Raw genomic sequence first — 17,679 nt, 5'->3', positions numbered from 1 at the left:
AACCTTTTCTCTATCCACTTTCCGAAATTCAACATTACAAGGAGAAAAATGACAGAACAGTTTTTGCATGGGGTAAATGTTATTGAGATTACCTCTGGAGCAAGGACAGTACGCACAGCTAAATCATCAGTGATAGGTGTAATTGGTACTGCTCCGGAAGCTGACGGGCAAAAGTTTCCACTCAATAGTCCAGTATTAATAGTAGGAAGCTTAAAAGAGGCAGCAAAACTTGGAAAAAGAGGAACTCTGCCTTCTGCAGTGAATGGAATATTTTCCCAGGTTGGTGCAACAGTAGTAGTTATTCGAGTTGAAAATGCTGATCAAGAAGAAGAAATATTGAGAAATATCATTGGAGGAGTTGATGAAGAAACTGGGGAATATCAAGGCATTCAAGCATTCTTAAGCAGTGAAAGTATAGTCCATGTTGCCCCAAGAATACTAATTGCACCTCAGTTTACTCATCAATTGCCTGAAGATGCTGGAAACCCAGTGGTCAGCGCTTTAATTCCTATAGCAGAAAAGCTAAGGGCGATAATAGTAGCAGATGGTCCAAATACCAATGATGAAGAAGCAATAAAGTGGAGAAAAAGTGTAGGTAGTGCAAGAGTTTACGTAGTTGATCCTTGGGTTATTGATGGAAAAGAAGAAACTTTGCCGTCTAGACCATTTGTAGCCGGTTTAATAGCCAAAGTAGATAGTGAACAAGGCTTTTGGCAATCACCTTCAAATAAAGAGATAAATGGTATTGTTGGGACAAGTAGGGCTATTGATTTTACCTTAGGTGATACAAGTTGTAGAGCAAACCACTTAAATGAAAATGAAGTAACAACGATAATTCATCAAAATGGCTACAGACTATGGGGAAATAGAACATGTTCAAACGATGAAAGGTGGGCTTTTCTGCCGGTTAGGCGTACTGCAGATCTAATCAATGATAGTCTACTGCGAGCTCATCTATGGGCAGTTGATCGAAATATTACCAAAACTTATATAGATGATGTGATTGAGGGGGTGAATTCTTATCTGGCCCATTTAAAAGCACAGGGGGCAATTACCAGTGGAAGATGTTATGAAACACCAGAGCTCAATACACCGGCAAATATTGCAAATGGGAAAGTGTATTTTGACTTTGAATTTAATACATCTTATCCAGCCGAACACGTTACTTTTAGATCTCATTTAGTGAACAACCAAATACTTTAAAAGGCAACCTGCCTTCTAGACAAAATCTAGCAACATTAAAACAGGAGAAAAAATGCTGCCAAAAATCTTAAAGAATTTTAACGTATTTGTTGATGGTAGAGGTTACGCAGGAAAAATAGATGAAGTAACCTTGCCAAAACTTACCATAAAAACAGAAGAATATCGTGCAGGTGGTATGGATATTCCAATAAATATTGATATGGGCATGGAAAAGCTGGAAGCAGATTTCACTTTTTCTGAATACGATACAGAGCTATTTAGGCTTTTTGGCCTCATAGATGGTAATTCGGTTTCTTTGACGCTAAGGGGCGGATTACAAGGCAGTGGAAGTAATGATATCGAAGGAGTAATTATCAATCTCAGAGGAATATTCAGAGAATTTGATTTTGGTAGCTGGAAACCGGCTGAGAAAGCAACACTAAAATGTACCGTAGCTGCCCATTATTATAAACTTACTATAGGTGGCAATGAACTGATAGAAATCGATGCTGAAAATATGATTCGCAGAATTAACGGTGTTGATCAAATGGCTTTGTTACAAACGATTTTAGGGATTTAATTTATTTATAGGAGAAAAAAATATGAAAACAGTAAAACTTGATAACCCAATAACAGTAGAAGGAATTGAGGTTTCAGAATTAACTTTTAGACCAGTCAAAGTAAGAGACTGCCTAACAATGGAACGTGCCGGTAGTAGTGATTTTGAAAAAGAAGTTGGATTAATAGCAAACCTAGCATCTGTAACAAAGGAAACAATTTGGGAATTATATTTTGCAGACTACATGAAAATACAGGAAGCGTTGAAGGATTTTTTTCCATCGGTTACACAAAGGACTTAAGGCTAAATGTGTTAATGCTCTGTTCTGTCGTAGGTGGCGGAATTGAGCAGGTACTTGAGATGGAAATAAACGAATTTATTTTATGGGCCAAAGCTGCGGGGGAATTTAAATGTCAACATTATCAGTAAAAATAGGTGCCATACTAGATGGTAGCTTTAATAGCGTAATGGCAGGAAGTAATGCTCAACTTTCCCGTCTTGGGAGTACAATAGAGCAACTTGATGCATCGATGAAATCGGGATCTAAATTCAAGGAATTAAGACATGGAGCTCTAGCTGCTAAGGTATCTTTGAACAAATTGGAAAAGAAATTAGAGTTCTTGTCGGGAGCACCTTTAAAGGCTGCTTTTGATAAAGCAAAGGCGTCAGTAGTAAAGGCGAAAGAAGCTTATTTACAGAAAAAAGACGAAACTTCAAAGGTTGCTCTTGACAAAGCTAGGAAGTTAGCGGCAGAGGCAAAAAAAGCTTATTCACAACATAAGAAAGACAAAACTTTAAAGGCTGAGTTTGATAAAGCTAGGGCAGAAGTAAAGAAGGAAAAAGCAGCATACTTACAAAAGAGAAATACTCTACATGCATTCAGTGAAGAAGTAAGAAAAAGTGGAAAGAACGTTCAGTCCTTGATAAGGGATCAACATAAACTTGGTGCTTCTGCAGACAGGCTGAGAGGTCAATACAGTAAGTTGAATACTGCCATCAAAAAACGGGACATGTTTTTGGGGAGAAAAGCGTACTTTAGATCACAAATGTTGGAGACGGCTGGGCTTGCATTAACGCTTGCAGCTCCAATTAAAGTTGCAATTGACTTTGAAAGTGCTATGGCTGATGTTAAGAAGGTAGTGAAATTTGCTGAGGATGATGCAGCTCATAACCAAGGAGCCGCAGAATTTGGCCAGAAATTAAAGGAATTATCCCGTACAATACCACTATCAGCTGCAGAATTAGCACAAATAGCTGCAAGTGGTGGACAACTTGGTATTAAAAAAGAGAAACTGCTTTCATTCACAGAAACAGTAGCTAAAATGTCTACAGCATTCGATATGTCTGCAGAAGAAGCAGGTGATTCCATAGCTAAACTTGCTAATGTTTATGGAATTGAAGTAGCAGGCATGGAAAGGGTAGGTAATATTATAAATCACCTTTCAGATAATAGTGCTGCTAAAGCAGGAGATATGGTTAAAGCATTAGCTATAGTTGGTGGTAGTGCAAAACAGTTTGGTCTTGATATTAAGGAAACAAGTAGTTTAGTAAATGCCTTCATTAGTTTAGGAAAACAACCAGCAAAAGCTGCTACTGCAATAAACGCTCTACTTAGTAAACTCCAGACCGCTGAGGGACAGAGCAAAGAGTTCAAAGCAGCATTGGAAGACATGGGAATCACTGCAGAAGAGATGACACAAAGGATTAGCGAAAATGGCCAAGACGCACTACTTTATTTTTTTGAAACTCTGGAGAAAGTAGATAAACAGGAACGTTCGCAAATTCTTCTCAATCTCTTTGGTCAAGAATATCAGGATGATATTGCATTACTAGTTGGAAGCTTAAAGAATTATAAAGATGCCATAAATCAGTTAGCTGACGAGAAAAAATTTGAAAAGTCCATGCAAGAAGAGTTTAACAATCGTGCAGCAACTACAGCAAATAATTTGAGACTACTGAGAAATGCGATAGCGGAAGTAGGAATGAACTTGGGCTCAGTAATGCTACCTCCTTTAAAGTGGGTAAGTAGTCTTTTAAGAGAGATAACTAACCCCATAGCTTGGTTTGCAGAAAAGTTTCCAGTTATTACTACAGGAATAATGAGTGTCATAGCAGCACTAATAGGTCTTAAAGTTCTAGCAGTAAGTGGTGGTTATGCATGGAATCTGATTAGAGGTGGAATGTTAACTTTTTCGGTTATTTTGCATGGGGTAGTTAAGCCAGCACTGATATCATTATCGTCATATGCTATTCCAGCGGTAATTACTGGGCTGAGTGTTTTAAAAGCTACAACTTTGAGCTTAGCAACGAAAGCTTTTCCTCTACTATCATCAGCTCTACCTGCAGTAGCAGCAGGAGTGAGATTTTTGACAGCAGCAATTGTGAGCAACCCTATAGGGGCTATTATTGCCTTACTTGCATCTGGTGCGATACTTGTTATATCTAACTGGCAAAAGGTAAAGAACTTTTTTTCTAGCATCTGGGAGTATATAAAATCGATAATAAAACCCATTGGAGAGATGTTTTCATGGCTGGGAAATACTGTCGGTAGTATATTTGGAAAAGTTGCTGAAAATAGTCCATTGAAGGAATTTGAAAAAAGAAAAAGTATTGTTACTGAAATAAAAGCAGTCCATACTCCCCTGAGGAGCAGCACTTTCAGCAATGGGAATCCTTTGTTGAATAACAGTATAATTAAAGAAATATCTGAGAGAAGAAAGAATAATATAAAAGTCAAAAGCCTTATTGAGGAGAAAAAGTCCACAGAGAGCGATAATGATAAGATATTTGCAGACTTTGCAAGGAGTAAGTTTGAAAATAAAGAACAAAAAACTATGAATAAAACTCAGAACATCACTAATAATTACACTATCAGCATTAAAGCAGAGCCAAATCAAGATGTTCGTAGTCTTGCAGATGAAGTAATAAAAAGAATAAGAGAAAAATCACGAGATGTTATGTTTGATACCGTAGACTCCATTTACTAATGTTATCCTTCGGTCCATATAAATTTTCTCCAACGAGTTTAAAGTATAGCAAAGAGAAACGCTGGAGTGTAGTTGAGTGTATTGGTAAGCAATTACTACAGAATATTGGCCAAGGGGCAGAAAATGTAGATTTAGAAGGGATAATCTATCTTCATAATGGGTTAGATCAATTAAAGAACATGAAAGAAACAGAAGAAAACCAAATACCTCACACTTTAGTTGATAGCATGGGAAATGTTTTAGGACAATTTGTAATCACTCGCTTTGAAGAAAAGCAAACGTCGTTTTTTCCTTGTGGGTTGCCGAAAAAAGTTGAATTTAATTTAAGTTTAAGGCGTTACTTATGACTATATATTACTCGACAAAAGAGAATGACATGTTGGACTATATTTGTTGGAAACACTACGGATTTACTTCAGGAGCAGTAGAAATAGTATTAGAGGAAAACCCTGGACTTGCAGAACATGGAAGTTTTTTACCGGCAGGACTAAAAATTAAATTGCCTGTAATAGAAAAGCCTCTACAAAAGTCAACTTTAAAGGTTTGGGAATAAAATGCAACCAGAGTTTATCATTGAAGGGTATGAATTAGCAAAAGATCACTTGGTGTCAATGCATGTTACTGATGAATCAGGGACTATAGAGGATGTAGTTGAAATATGTGTTGATTACAGGGATGATAACATAAAAGTTCCAAAAGAGCTAAAGATTGCTTTGGGATATAGAGAAACAGGAGTACTACCCATAGGTGTATATACAGTCAATGAAATTACAGTACAAAGTCCACCAAAAACCCTAACAATCAAAGCTCATGCAACAAACTTGATGATATCGCTAAAGGAAAAAGTATCTAGGGCATGGGACCAGATTACACTTGGTGATTTAGTCAAAGAAATAGCAAATAAGCATGGATATGGGTACAAAGTTGCTGAAGAATTTAAAGATATATTGATGCCACACATTGATCAGACTGAAGAAAGTGATATAAATTTGTTAACTAGAATAGCCATAGAGCGAGAAGCAATGGCAAAATTAGCAGGAGGATATGTATTGTTTATTCCAAAAGGCGCAGCAAAATCAGCAACAGGAAAAGCTTTAGGAACAACGACTATTAGACCTCAAAATACAATCAATTGGAAAGTGCATTTTACTGTACGTGATAAATATAATTCAGTGATAGCAAAATGGTATAGCTATGAGAAGGGAGAACCAATATCAGAAACAGTAGGTAGCGGTGAACCAAGTTACCCTATACAAACAATTTATCCGAATGCAGAATCAGCATTAAGTGCAGCAAATGCCAAATTTAAACAACTACAGCGTAACAATGAAACTTTAGAAATGACAATACCAGGTAATCCAGAGTTATTTGCAGAGGCAAAACTTAACCTTGTAGGGTTCAATCAAGATATAGATGGTGAATGGGTAATTGATAGAGCAGAACATACTTTAAATAGTTCGGGATATCGTACTGCATTATCGGCATCTTTGAGTAAGTGAGATTTATGTTAAGAGAAAGTAAATAAATTGCTGATTTAATGTGAAAAAAATGCTAAATATGAGCAAAATGTTCAAGAAACAAGCTACACTGTGGTTTATAGTGGCAATAGTATGTATTGTTATTACGTATTACTATCAAAAATCCAAGGCTGCTGAGGAGTATCAGAAAATGTTGGAAGTAGCAGCTAAGAACTGTGACTTAGAAACTGTGAAATCATTAGTAAAAAAAAGTAGAGATGATTCAAGTATTAGTAAAAAGGCATTATATTATGCGGCAGAGAAAGGATGCTTAGAAATTGTCAAATTTCTGTTAGATGAAGGAGTAGACATAAACACTATGAGTTTAGCACTGCTTGATGCTGCTGACGGTGGTCAATTAGAGGTTGTAAAACTTTTGTTGGAGAGAGGAGCTAACCCTCATGTTGGAGACTGGAAAGGGAGAACTGCAAAAACTATAGCAATTAGGTCATCTTATCATGAAAGTAATAAGCCTTACAGAGAGATTGTAGATCTACTTGCTGAGGCAGAAAAACAATATAAGTCAGAGCAATAAATCGTACGTACAACACGCAGTACAAATTCTCAATAACACAAATTAACATTTCAAATCATTATGCCAAACCAGAAAATCCCATTAGCAGTAATTATCACTATGGTAATACAGACCGTAGCAGCGATATGGTGGCTCGCTAAGCTAGATTTACGGGTTCACATGCATGATAAATTTGTAGAACAAAACCAAGGACTAACAGAAATAGTCTATCGACTTGAAGAGAGAGTGAAAAACCTCACTGAAGAAGTCAATGAACTTGAAGCCATTCACAAACACAAATAACGACTAAATTTCACAATGACTAAATATATCTTGTCCGTTGACGGCGGAGGCATAAGAGGCATAATACCAGCCATAATACTAGCAGAAATAGAAAAGAGAGCAAGAAAACCTATTTCCCAAATCTTTGACCTAATGGCAGGTACTTCAACCGGTGGCATTGTTGTGGCTGGGTTATGCAAGAAAGATGATCAAGGCAAACCTCAATACTCTGCAAATGATTTAGTTGAGCTTTACCAAGAGTATGGGGCATGTATTTTCAAGTCTTCATTTTTTAGGCGATCAATATTATCTTGGTTTAACTGCGCACAATACCCATATGAAAACATCGAGTCGATATTGGACAAGTATTTTGGTGAAGATATTCTAAAAAACACTTTAAGTAAGGTACTAATTACAAGTTATGATATTCACAATAACTGCCCATTTTTCTTTAAGAGCTGGAAGAAAGATAAAAATTTTATCAAGTTGAAAGATGCACTCAGAGCCACAACAGCAGCACCAACATACTTTGCACCTAAGTATTTAGAAGTTAGCCAAGAAAAAAGAGTATTAGTCGATGGAGGGGTATTTGCCAATAACCCAGCGGCTTGTGCATATGCAAATAGTAAAAAACTTTTCCCTAATGAAGAAATAATGCTGGTATCAATTGGCACAGGTCGGCTATCTAATCGAATCAAGTACAGGAAATTAGGAAAAATAGCCTGGATAAAGCCTCTATTAAATGTGATGTTTGCGTCGAGCCTTGATGTAGTGAATTATCAACGTGTGTCCAGAGAAGGTGAGTATGTTCAGTAGGAGTTAAACCTACCGGGATAAAAGTCGGAGTCCCGTAGCTTGGGTAGCAGCATGTAGGGAGACCAAAGTGTTGAAGCCTACCGACAACGTTATCGTAGGATAATGGCGAATTACCAGGCCGTAGCGAAAGCGAACACATAGGTGGCCTCGAAAATTACAAGTCCTAAAGGCTGAGCCCACGTTGGTAGGGTGAAGGCAATAGGGATAGCTGAAAACCCGAATGATACGGCATATCTACTTTAGCGTGGTGATAGTGATGGCATGGTAATGAGGACATATGAAGCAACTGGAGAAGCCCTACTCATCCCAGGGAGAAATACCTTGGAGCGGTAAGTTCTATAACTGGAAAACAGGAAATGAACCGAAGATGAGAGGGTGGCGGATGGGTGCGTAGTAGCGAAGAAATGAGGTAACTCTCACGGAGCAAAGGCACCCTACTAGTAGGAATTCTTTTAACAAAAGGAAGGTAAAGGTAAAAATGATAAAAATGCCAACAAAATTACAAGACCTGAGAAGAAAGATATATACCAAAGCGAAGGCAGAACCGGAATGGCGATTCTGGGGAATCTATGTTCACGTCTGTAAGATGGAGACACTAGAAGAAGCATATAAGCTAACAAAGAAAAGTAATGGGGCACCAGGAATTGATGGGGTGACATTCAAATCAATAGAGGCAGAAAGCTTAGAAAAGTATCTTCAGCAAATAAGACACGAACTAACAACCAAAACCTATAGCCCAAATAGGAACCGGAGAAAGGAAATACCAAAAGTTGGGGGAAAACTCAGAACGTTGAACATACCCTGCATCCGGGATAGAATAGTGCAAAGTGCACTAAAGCTAATAATTGAACCAATATTTGAATCTGACTTTCAGGACGGATCATATGGGTACAGACCTAAGAAAAAAGCGCATGAAGCAATAAACAGAGTAGAGAAAGCAGCAATCAAAGGCAACACAAAATGTATTGACGTAGATCTGAAATCCTACTTTGATAACGTGCGACATCATATTCTTATGGAGAAAATTGCCAGAAGGATAAATGATAAAGGAATCATGCACTTAATCAAGCTAATCCTTAAAGTAGGAGGAAAACGAGGAATAGCACAAGGGTCGCCGATCTCGCCGTTACTAAGCAATATATACCTGAATGAGGTAGATAAAATGCTAGAAAAGGCTAAAGAGGTGACTAAAGAGGGGAAATACCAACATATAGAATACGCCAGGTGGGCAGATGATCTAGTGATACTGATAGATGGACACCAGAAATGGGAATGGCTTGAGAAATCAGTGCACAAAAGGTTACAAGAAGAATTAGCAAAACTAGAAGTAGAAGTAAATAAAGAAAAGACAAAGGTAGTCAATCTAAAAGAAAAAGAGACATTCAGTTTTCTAGGATTTGATTTTCGAGAGAAAATTACAAAACAAGGAAAGTGGAGGGTACAAATAACACCAAAGATGAAAACACGGACAAGCTTACTTCAAAAACTGAAGGAAGTATTCCGTAGCTATAAATCACAACCAATAGGAAAGGTGATCCAAATCATTAATCCAATATTGAGAGGGTGGACAAACTACTTTAGGATAGGAAACTCAGGTCGAAGCTTTAAATACATAAAACAATGGGTAGAGAAGAAAGCAAGACGCAATCTGATGCAAGCCAGAAAAGCAAAAGGATTTGGCTGGAAAAGGTGGAGTAGCAAATGGATATACGAGACTCTTGGTCTATATTCGGACTATAGAATAAGATATTACGTCCCGAAAGCCTTACCAGCACAATATGCTATAAACTTTGGTAAAGAATCTACTAGGAAAGCGTAGTGCGGGAAAACCGCATGCTGCGTTTGATGAGGCGGGAGCTGGAAACGTAAACACGGGAATTTTGGATTGAGGCCCAGGATGAAAATAATGGATCAGTCGCCAAACCCTAAAGAGGCGCGCCAGTTCTCGACCCTACTAGGTAATGTAATGGACGACAGATACATCAGGATACAATCACAACTGACAATAGCGTCGGCTGAGATGGATAATGTAACACCTAAAAATATTAAATGTCTTCAGCAAGAAGCAAATGCGATGATAGAGGACAACCAGAAAGTAATAGATAAATTTTTGAAATGCCAAGCAAGATAAAGAACTTATATAAAAAAGCAAAGAAGGGCTTAAAGAATCTAGTTTTGCCGAAAAAACATAAAGCTAAGGATCAAGAAGCTAAGCCAAAACCGCCACATGAGCAACCTCTGAAGTTGATGGAGAAGACCTCTAAAGTAGAAAATGTCAAAAAAGATAAGAAGGGATTTAAAGAAATAAAAGAAAAAATAAAAAGCTTAAAAACGAAGAAAGCAAAACCCGTAGAAAAAGAGCTGAAAAGAGGTAACGTGTTCAAAAAAGGCTTCAAAAAGCTAAAAGGGAAGCTGAAGAGCCTAAACCCCATAAAAGCTAAGAAAAATAAGATAATCGGGAGCAAGAAGTTAGCATTTTTACTGACATCTGCTACAATTGTGGCAATTTTACCAACATTCAGTTTAGCTCCCTTGCCAGCACTAGCAATAACTTCGGCATGTGTTTTCAGTATTAATTTTATTGCAGTCAAAACATTAAAGAAGTTTATCAAACAACGCAAATTAGCAGCAGAATCTAAAGAAGAGTCAACTCTAGCCGAACCAAACAAGCCGGAAGAAGAAATTCAAGATGTATCGTTCGAATCAATAAAAGAAGAATCTAAGCAAATTTCCAGAGAATAGACTTAGCTATTTATTACCGCATTTGTTACAGCAGACAAACCACCCAAGAAAAGGAAATAAATTTTGCTTGTAAAGTCTCCTCTTCGCTACCCTGGAGGTAAGAGTCGCGCCGTTTCTCAAATTATTAATAAATATATTCCAAAAGACGCTGTGCTCTCCTTTTATAGGTAATAGAGTTAGCGTTAGCCAGCAGAGGAACAAAAGTTTATGGCTATGACGCCTTTGAACCATTAGTAAGATTTTGGCAGGTGCTTTTAGAAGATGCTTCTTACCTTGCAGAGGTAGTTAGGAAATACCAAAATATGACATCTACCATACTTACAAAAAACATTTTTCACCTTGCAAGATAGAATTGAAATTGCTGCAGCATTTTTTGCATTAAATCGCTCATCTTTCAGCGGTACAACATTGTCGGGCGGTATGTCTCCAGGCCACCCACGTTTTACACCAAGTTCAATAGAAAGATTAGCAAAGTTCTCAATTAAAAATCTTACTGTGGATTTAGCTGACTTTAAAAAAAGTATTCCTAAACACGCAAATGATTTCTTATATTGTGATCCTCCTTATTTAATTGATCAAAAACTATACGGAAGAAGAGGTACAGATTTTGACCATGAAGGACTTGCCAAACTTTTGTCGACTCGCGATGGATGGGTTTTATCGTATAATGATTGTGAGGAAATACGGGACATGTATACAGAGCATCGTATCATTACACCCAAATGGACGTATGGAATGGGTAACTCTAAAAAATCGAATGAGATTTTAATCTTGAGTAAGGACTATAGGAATTTCAGTATCGCGGTCAAAACACACTAAAGAAATTAACGCAAATTAGCAGCAGAATCTAAAGAAGAGTCAACTCTAGCTGAACCAAACAAGCCGGAAGAAGAAATTCAAGATATATCAGTCGAATCAATAAAAGAAGAATCCAAGCAAGTTTCCAAAGAATAGATTTCTATATTAATATATTTGCTTAAATATCTCTCTATTTTCATTTAAATATTATATATTTAATAAAAAACACTAGCAAAGCGGAAATTTTGTTCGTAAAATAACACAAAAGTGAGTGCGCAAGTTAATAATTTAAAAATGTTTGTCGCTGCATACTTATATACAAACACATTTTTTGTGAGGTTGTTATGACAATAGAAAAGATGTTAAAAGAGACTGCAAAGAAAATTTATCACTTCAGACATCCTAGTCTCCTTTCATTGATCGTTTTCGAGACTATCAAAACTATTATTAATACTAGACTTGGTACTAAAATCTTACTTTTCTCTGCAAAACACAATCTTTACAACTTATTTCTATCCTTCGTTAGATACGATGCTAATGTTGATGCTGCAGATAGAAAAGGTAATACAGTACTACACGTTGCCTCTCAATATGGATCCACAGCAATAGCAGAGGTTATTATAGCAATAAGCAAAAATGTTAATGCTCAGAATATCGATGGCGACACTCCTTTGCATTATTCAGTAAAGTATGGATGTATGGACGTTATGCAAAAGTTATTACAATCTGGTGCAGACATCAATTGCCAAAATCATCTAGGTAAATCACCGCTACATATCGCAGCTCAATGCTCTGATGGTGTAATATTGGGATTACTAGCAAAAGGAGGATCTTATATCAACATCGAAAATAAAGATGGACATACACCTTTGCACCTTGCAGTTTCATCCAATTGTAAAGATTTTGTGGAGATTTTGCTGCAAAACGGGGCAAATGTTAATGCAATAGGGAAAGATGGTTGTACTTCTCTGCACCTTGCTGTTATGAAAGGCAATAAAGAAATTGTTGAGTTATTACTAGACAAAAAGGCAAACGCTCATCTGGAATGTTCTTATAACTCTAATGAAGGTTACACAGCACTGGAAATCGCTGTAGCAAATCGAAACAAAAAAATTGTAGCATTGTTTCTGCTTCATGGAATAACCTTAGAATAGTTGGAGTGCAACAATGTCTTACGAGCAGATTTCTATATGTGGCATAATACTAATCATTGCTATTAAAATACTTTCCTTTTTTAGGAAACGAGCGTATAAAAGTCTTATCAGAAAGGTGTCACTAAAAGAGAGTGAAGAGAAATTTGAACATAACCTTCAAGTTTATAAAGAAAATCTAAAAATAGTTGGTGTTGCAAAACCGATAGGTAAATGGACAAAGATGGCTATACTCAATAATGAATTGATGCAGCGTTTGGCACAATTGATAACGGAAGAAGGCGATGAGAAGGGATACTGGCAGCTATTTGTGAAAGCTCAAGCTTCAACTCAAGGTAAGTATAAGGGAAGAGGGCGGTAGCTCCGTTTGTAGGAAACTGCGAAAAAACGGCAACTTGATGCAACAGTCTAACGGTTATGGGGATTTAGAATAGAACGCTTTTCATATGTCAGCCCCTGTACCCCAACCTGTCGTCTAATTTCTTTATCACTTGCAAATAGGTCCTGAACCAAGGGTTTGTTTTGAGATATGTCGTATGCTGTTTCGCCTTTTTTATTCTTTATAAAAAGTTTTGCACAGTTGGATAGTAATAATCTCACAACAGGTATATTTTCCAACATGATAGCTTTGTGCAAAGGTGTATTGCCATTACTGCTGCGTTCGTTGAGATCAATACCGTTTTCTATCAATGACTTTACTTTATCCACATCACAGTTTGAAACAGCTTGGTATAATTCAGGTTCACAAAATAACGTATCGCTGAATCTGCCTATGAAGACACCCTTTATAGCCTTTATTATTTTCCATAGCTTCCTCATCTTTACCCCCTCTCTATTTACAGAAAAAAGTTTCCTTAAATTTAAGGCATATATATAAAGTTTTTGTTAAAAATGCTACATATAATGCTTATAAAGGTATACCTTGTCTATAAAAATATTGAATAAAGTTTCAAGCTAGCTATCCTTCTCTTCACTAATCTTTACAACCTCAGACAAAAACGAATACCATAAATCTTTTAACTTTTGATTATCAATTTTTTGGTATTCCCTCATTATACTCAATATCTTCTTTTCTCCTTCACCATCCTCATCTTCACAATACCTCTCTGCTTTTGATGTAGGCAGTAGAACTCCATAATGCAATGATAATCCATCTGCCATTTTGGGTACTATTTTGAACGATACCTCCCCTTTCTCATACCTGACTACTTGTCCATGGGGCATTCCACTTTTATCCGCTACTTCCATCTGTGTACGCCCTCTTGCAAACCGCCAATCTTTTGCCTTTTGCACCATTTGGTAGCTTATAGATCTTATCTCTTCTGTAACCTTACTAATTTGAATTCCTTCTGACAAAAATCTAGTTAGTACACACACCGCATCACGAACCTTCCAGTCCTTAATTCTTTTTAGGGTTTGCACTAAATCAAATGACTTCTTGTCCTCACTGTTAATACAATTAATTGGCTCGGGAAAGAAATATTCAATATCACGCGATGATTTGTTTGCTATCTTCTCGAGAGTATCAGGTAGAATACTGTGTATTCCTCGCTCATACTTTCCTATTAGTGACTTTGCTACATCAGTTTTTTCTGCGAACTCTGCTTGAGTGGAGTTTAGCTCAAATCTAACATTTTTAACCTTTTGAGTTATGTAGTAACATAAAGAATCAGTATCTATCTTCTTTTCGGTACTCATGTTTTTATTCAATTGCAGTACAAATATATATACCCTTTTATAAAATTTTATTAAAGATAAAACGTTTTTTAGCTAGCCAAGCGGCAAAGTTAAATACTTTTCTATTTTTATTTAAATGTTATATCTTTAATAAAAACACTAGCAAAGCGGGAATTTTATTTGCAAAATAACACGAAAGTGAGTGCATAAGTTAATAATTGATTTACCATTGACGCTGTATACTGAAACAGTGGTTGAGGTAAATTATTATGAGTGAAAATGCATTACAAGAAGAAATAAAACGCTACAATGAGTTGTACTATCGGGAAAATATATCAGAAATAACCGATGCAGAATACGATGAGCTGGTGAAAAAAGCAGATGTGCAAATTGTAGGTGCTGCACCTGATGATAGGTTTTCCAAGGTAGAACATATTGTGCCCATGCTCTCGTTAATCAAAGTTTACAGCCAAGAAGACATTGAAGAATTTATTGCTAAGTCCAGAGAACTCCTAAATACAGATGAGCTGGAGATAATGTGCGAGCTGAAAATTGATGGCTTAAGTTTCACTGCAATTTATGAAAATGGCTTACTCGTTAAAGCTGCAACGCGCGGTGATGGTAATTTAGGCGAAGATGTCACTGATAACACAAAAACCATAAAGGATTTTCCTCAAGCTTTACCTGGTATAAAGGGTAGATTGGAGGTGAGAGGGGAAGTATACATAAGAAATGATGATTTTTTAAAATTAAATAAGGATGATCAATTTTCAAATCCGCGCAATTTAGCATCTGGTTCACTAAGACAACTAAATCCAGAGGTTACTACTAGCAGACCACTCAGGTACTTTGCCTATTCTTTAATTGGTGGAGCAGAAAAAACTCAATTTGAAGTATTAAACAAGTTGAAGGAACTTGGATTCTGTGTAAATGAACATCAATGCTTAGCAAAAAATGTGGACGAAATGCTGGGGTTTTATAACAGAATCTATAATGACCGTTATAGTTTAGGGTATGATATTGACGGAATTGTCTTGAAGGTAAATAATTTAACATCACAAAGTCGTCTTGGGAATACCAACAAGGCTCCAAAATGGGCAATAGCACACAAGTTTCCAGCAGCTCATGCAAAAACTAAGATAGTTGAAATATTAATACAAGTAGGCAAAACGGGCAAATTGAATCCTGTTGCTAAATTAGCTCCGATAAATGTAGGTGGGGTGATCATTACTAGAGCAAATCTGTATAATAAAGATGAAATTAAGCACAAGGACATAAGAGTAGGAGATATTGTAACAATCAAAAGGGCAGGAGATGTGATTCCTCAAATTTTAGAAGTAGACAAAAATGCTCGTTCTCGAAAAGCACCAAGGTTTGTATTTCCTAATATTTGCCCAGAATGCGGAAGTGCAATAGATAAATTTGAAGATGAAGCTGCAGTTAGGTGTTCAGGTGAAAACGTTTGCCCAGCACAGCAAATAGAAAAGCTGAAATATTTTGTTTCTCAGTTGGACATTACCGGCTTTGGTGATAAGCAAATAGAGTTCTTTTATGACCTTGGTTTGATAAGGAAAATATCTGACATTTTTGCTCTCGAAGAAAAACTCAAAAATTTCAACTTAAGTGAGCTGAAGGGATGGGATGAAAAATCAATATCTAATTTGCTCAATTCCATCAACAGCAGAAGAGTTGTGAGTTTGGATAAATTTATATGTTCTCTAGGGATTCGATACGTCGGACCACATGTAGCAAAATTACTAGCAAAACATTATGGCTCATATGAAAATTGGTATTCTGCTGATGAAGAAGAATTAATGAGCATAATAGGTGTAGGAGAAAAGATTATAGATTCATTAATATCTTTCTTCTCTGAAAAGGATAATGTTGAAATGGTAAAGAATCTCGCTTCTCAACTAAAGATTGAGCCTGTAAGTGCTAATGTTAGTAATTCCCCTCTTAGCGGAAAAATAGTGGTTTTTACTGGGACCCTCTTGACAATGGACAGGAAAACAGCGCAAGCAGAAGCAGAATCTTTAGGCACGATTGTGAGTTCAAGTGTATCAAATAAAACGGACTTCTTGGTTGTTGGCGAAAAACCTGGGTCGAAATATAAAAAAGCTGTGGAACTTGGTATTAAAATTTTAACTGAGGAGGAATTTAATAAACTAATCATGAGAGAAAAATAAACGCTATTATTTCCTATACCTTCTTCATCACTGAAAGCCTCAAATCAACAAGTAGCAATTTTCTTTTCGTTAGCCATTCACAGGCATTGCAGTTCAACTGCGAGAAAAATGTACATAAAAAAGAGGCTTACAGCAGATGCCCAAAACTCTACAACAATCCGTTTTGTCGAAAGCTAAAATAATCGCTGCCTGTAATGATAATATGATCGAGAAACTTGATACCCACGCTATGACAAGCTAAAGCTAAATTCTTGGTCATAGTTTTATCAGCTTCAGATGGTTTTGCACTTCCGCATGGGTGGTTGTGTGAAATTACGATTGATGTTGAATTTTTTAATAATGCTTTTTTTATTATTTCCCTTGTATAGACAGGCGCCTGGTCCACTGTACCAGAAAATACTTCTTCCCCTATCAAATGGCACCCTTGATTCAAATATATTATTGTAATATTCTCCTTATCTGAATAGCCAATACTCACCCTTAAATATTCTATAAGCTTGCCTAGGTTATCTAGTATCGGCACTTTTTTTAGCTCTTCCTTTAATACCCTAGTTAAAGTTTCCTTAACACAAAAAATCATTGAAATCGTAGAGTCTGTTACACCTTCTATGCTTTTCAGCTCATCCATTTCGCGACCTAAAATCCTTCCTATTCCTGTACAAGTGGTTACTAGATTTTTAGCAATAGCTCGAGCCTGAGCCCTATCATGCACTGCACTTAGAAACGTTTCAATTATTTCATGATCTAGTAAAGCATTTCCTTTGCTTGCCAATATTCTGAACTCTATTTCTTTTTTACGTTTATTTTCATCTTTACTTTTATTCTTATTGTTCATATAATATACCCTTCACTAATAATAAATTATTTTTAAATGTTTACTGTTATTTTCTTAGCAGTATTGGCATAAAGCCATAGGTTACGGGTGAAGTCAAATCAATTTTTCAATTTTTTTTATTTATTTTTTTATGAAAAGGTAGAAGATATTAATAGCTGCTAATTTCTTTAAACGATGTCGTTGTAGATTCGTATTTTTATACACCAAAAAGCGTATCTTTGATGTCTCCACAGCTCTAAATTCATGATATCCATTTGCCGGGGTTTTTAGGCGCTTTATGAGGGGGGTATAAAAAGATCTAAAAAGGACGTCTAAGGTGCGTAGTAGCATTCTAGGGCCATCTATGGGAGACATTTTTTTCATCAACACATTCAAAACTTAAAAAATAAACTAAAAATAAAGAAGTTGAATATTTCTTCAGAATTGTGTATAA

Annotated in this window: 19 protein-coding genes and 1 pseudogene; 17 read left to right on the top strand and 3 right to left on the bottom strand. The window is 36.5% G+C overall.

The annotated features are described in order from the left end of the window. Positions 1-48: 48 nt before the first annotated feature. From AAGD72_RS06045 to AAGD72_RS05970, 16 genes and pseudogenes are all read left to right on the top strand, one after another. The gene (locus AAGD72_RS06045) at positions 49-1,203 is read left to right on the top strand and encodes a phage tail sheath subtilisin-like domain-containing protein (protein ID WP_341814798.1); all 1,155 of its coding nucleotides are present in this window, start codon (positions 49-51) and stop codon (positions 1,201-1,203) included. Positions 1,204-1,255: 52 nt separating this feature from the next. After that, entirely contained in the window at positions 1,256-1,762 is a 507-nt protein-coding gene (locus tag AAGD72_RS06040) for a phage major tail tube protein (RefSeq protein ID WP_265035145.1), read from the top strand. A 22-nt stretch (positions 1,763-1,784) separates the two neighbouring features. Continuing rightward, on the top strand, positions 1,785-2,042 hold the full coding sequence (locus tag AAGD72_RS06035; protein ID WP_265035147.1) for a phage tail assembly protein: 258 nt from the start codon (positions 1,785-1,787) through the stop codon (positions 2,040-2,042). Positions 2,043-2,151: 109 nt separating this feature from the next. Beyond that, positions 2,152-4,728 (top strand): phage tail tape measure protein, encoded by a 2,577-nt coding sequence (locus tag AAGD72_RS06030; RefSeq protein ID WP_265035148.1) that lies wholly within the window; start codon positions 2,152-2,154, stop codon positions 4,726-4,728. Further along, positions 4,728-5,075, top strand: a complete 348-nt coding sequence (locus tag AAGD72_RS06025; protein WP_341814797.1) for a phage tail protein — start codon at positions 4,728-4,730, stop codon at positions 5,073-5,075. The genes AAGD72_RS06030 and AAGD72_RS06025 overlap by 1 nt, the downstream gene beginning before the upstream one ends. Next, complete coding sequence (locus AAGD72_RS06020) at positions 5,072-5,281, top strand: tail protein X (protein WP_265035152.1); 210 nt, start codon at positions 5,072-5,074, stop codon at positions 5,279-5,281. The genes AAGD72_RS06025 and AAGD72_RS06020 overlap by 4 nt, the downstream gene beginning before the upstream one ends. Position 5,282: 1 nt before the next feature. Then, on the top strand, positions 5,283-6,227 hold the full coding sequence (locus AAGD72_RS06015; protein WP_265035153.1) for a phage late control D family protein: 945 nt from the start codon (positions 5,283-5,285) through the stop codon (positions 6,225-6,227). A 67-nt stretch (positions 6,228-6,294) separates the two neighbouring features. Further along, entirely contained in the window at positions 6,295-6,780 is a 486-nt protein-coding gene (locus AAGD72_RS06010) for an ankyrin repeat domain-containing protein (protein WP_265035154.1), read from the top strand. A gap of 60 nt (positions 6,781-6,840) precedes the next feature. Beyond that, positions 6,841-7,062, top strand: a complete 222-nt coding sequence (locus AAGD72_RS06005) for a hypothetical protein (RefSeq protein ID WP_265035155.1) — start codon at positions 6,841-6,843, stop codon at positions 7,060-7,062. Positions 7,063-7,077: 15 nt separating this feature from the next. Next, entirely contained in the window at positions 7,078-7,857 is a 780-nt protein-coding gene (locus AAGD72_RS06000; protein ID WP_341814796.1) for a patatin-like phospholipase family protein, read from the top strand. Positions 7,858-8,335: 478 nt separating this feature from the next. After that, entirely contained in the window at positions 8,336-9,676 is a 1,341-nt protein-coding gene (gene ltrA, locus AAGD72_RS05995; protein ID WP_265035157.1) for a group II intron reverse transcriptase/maturase, read from the top strand. A 150-nt stretch (positions 9,677-9,826) separates the two neighbouring features. Beyond that, a pseudogene (locus AAGD72_RS05990) lies at positions 9,827-9,988 on the top strand (patatin); the annotation flags it as partial. Next, positions 9,973-10,599 (top strand): hypothetical protein, encoded by a 627-nt coding sequence (locus AAGD72_RS05985; RefSeq protein WP_265035161.1) that lies wholly within the window; start codon positions 9,973-9,975, stop codon positions 10,597-10,599. The pseudogene AAGD72_RS05990 and the gene AAGD72_RS05985, both read left to right, overlap by 16 nt. A 420-nt stretch (positions 10,600-11,019) precedes the next feature. After that, positions 11,020-11,418 carry a DNA adenine methylase gene (locus AAGD72_RS05980; RefSeq protein WP_341814794.1) on the top strand — a complete coding sequence of 133 codons (399 nt, stop codon included), beginning with the start codon at positions 11,020-11,022 and terminating at the stop codon, positions 11,416-11,418. A 323-nt stretch (positions 11,419-11,741) separates the two neighbouring features. Next, positions 11,742-12,551 (top strand): ankyrin repeat domain-containing protein, encoded by an 810-nt coding sequence (locus AAGD72_RS05975; protein ID WP_341814793.1) that lies wholly within the window; start codon positions 11,742-11,744, stop codon positions 12,549-12,551. Positions 12,552-12,564: 13 nt separating this feature from the next. Beyond that, complete coding sequence (locus tag AAGD72_RS05970; RefSeq protein WP_265035167.1) at positions 12,565-12,909, top strand: hypothetical protein; 345 nt, start codon at positions 12,565-12,567, stop codon at positions 12,907-12,909. Between the two features lie 47 nt (positions 12,910-12,956). Here AAGD72_RS05970 and AAGD72_RS05965 read toward each other — a convergent pair whose 3' ends face one another. Next, a complete protein-coding gene (locus AAGD72_RS05965; protein WP_265035169.1) occupies positions 12,957-13,367 on the bottom strand; it encodes an ankyrin repeat domain-containing protein in 411 nt (136 codons plus the stop codon). 135 nt (positions 13,368-13,502) lie between these two features. Further along, positions 13,503-14,258: a helix-turn-helix transcriptional regulator gene (locus AAGD72_RS05960; protein ID WP_341814792.1), complete on the bottom strand. Its 756-nt coding sequence runs from the start codon at positions 14,256-14,258 to the stop codon at positions 13,503-13,505. Between the two features lie 236 nt (positions 14,259-14,494). On the opposite strand from AAGD72_RS05960, the gene ligA reads away from it, so the two are divergent. Continuing rightward, positions 14,495-16,411: an NAD-dependent DNA ligase LigA gene (gene ligA / locus AAGD72_RS05955; RefSeq protein WP_265035173.1), complete on the top strand. Its 1,917-nt coding sequence runs from the start codon at positions 14,495-14,497 to the stop codon at positions 16,409-16,411. 148 nt (positions 16,412-16,559) lie between these two features. On the opposite strand, the gene AAGD72_RS05950 is transcribed toward ligA, so the two are convergent. Then, positions 16,560-17,246 carry a RadC family protein gene (locus AAGD72_RS05950; protein ID WP_265035174.1) on the bottom strand — a complete coding sequence of 229 codons (687 nt, stop codon included), beginning with the start codon at positions 17,244-17,246 and terminating at the stop codon, positions 16,560-16,562. Positions 17,247-17,679: the final 433 nt, after the last annotated feature.

This window comes from Wolbachia endosymbiont (group A) of Chalcis sispes, assembly GCF_964026765.1.
Taxonomy (GTDB): Bacteria; Pseudomonadota; Alphaproteobacteria; order Rickettsiales; family Anaplasmataceae; genus Wolbachia; species Wolbachia pipientis.
This window is presented reverse-complemented; position numbering and strand designations above follow the sequence as displayed.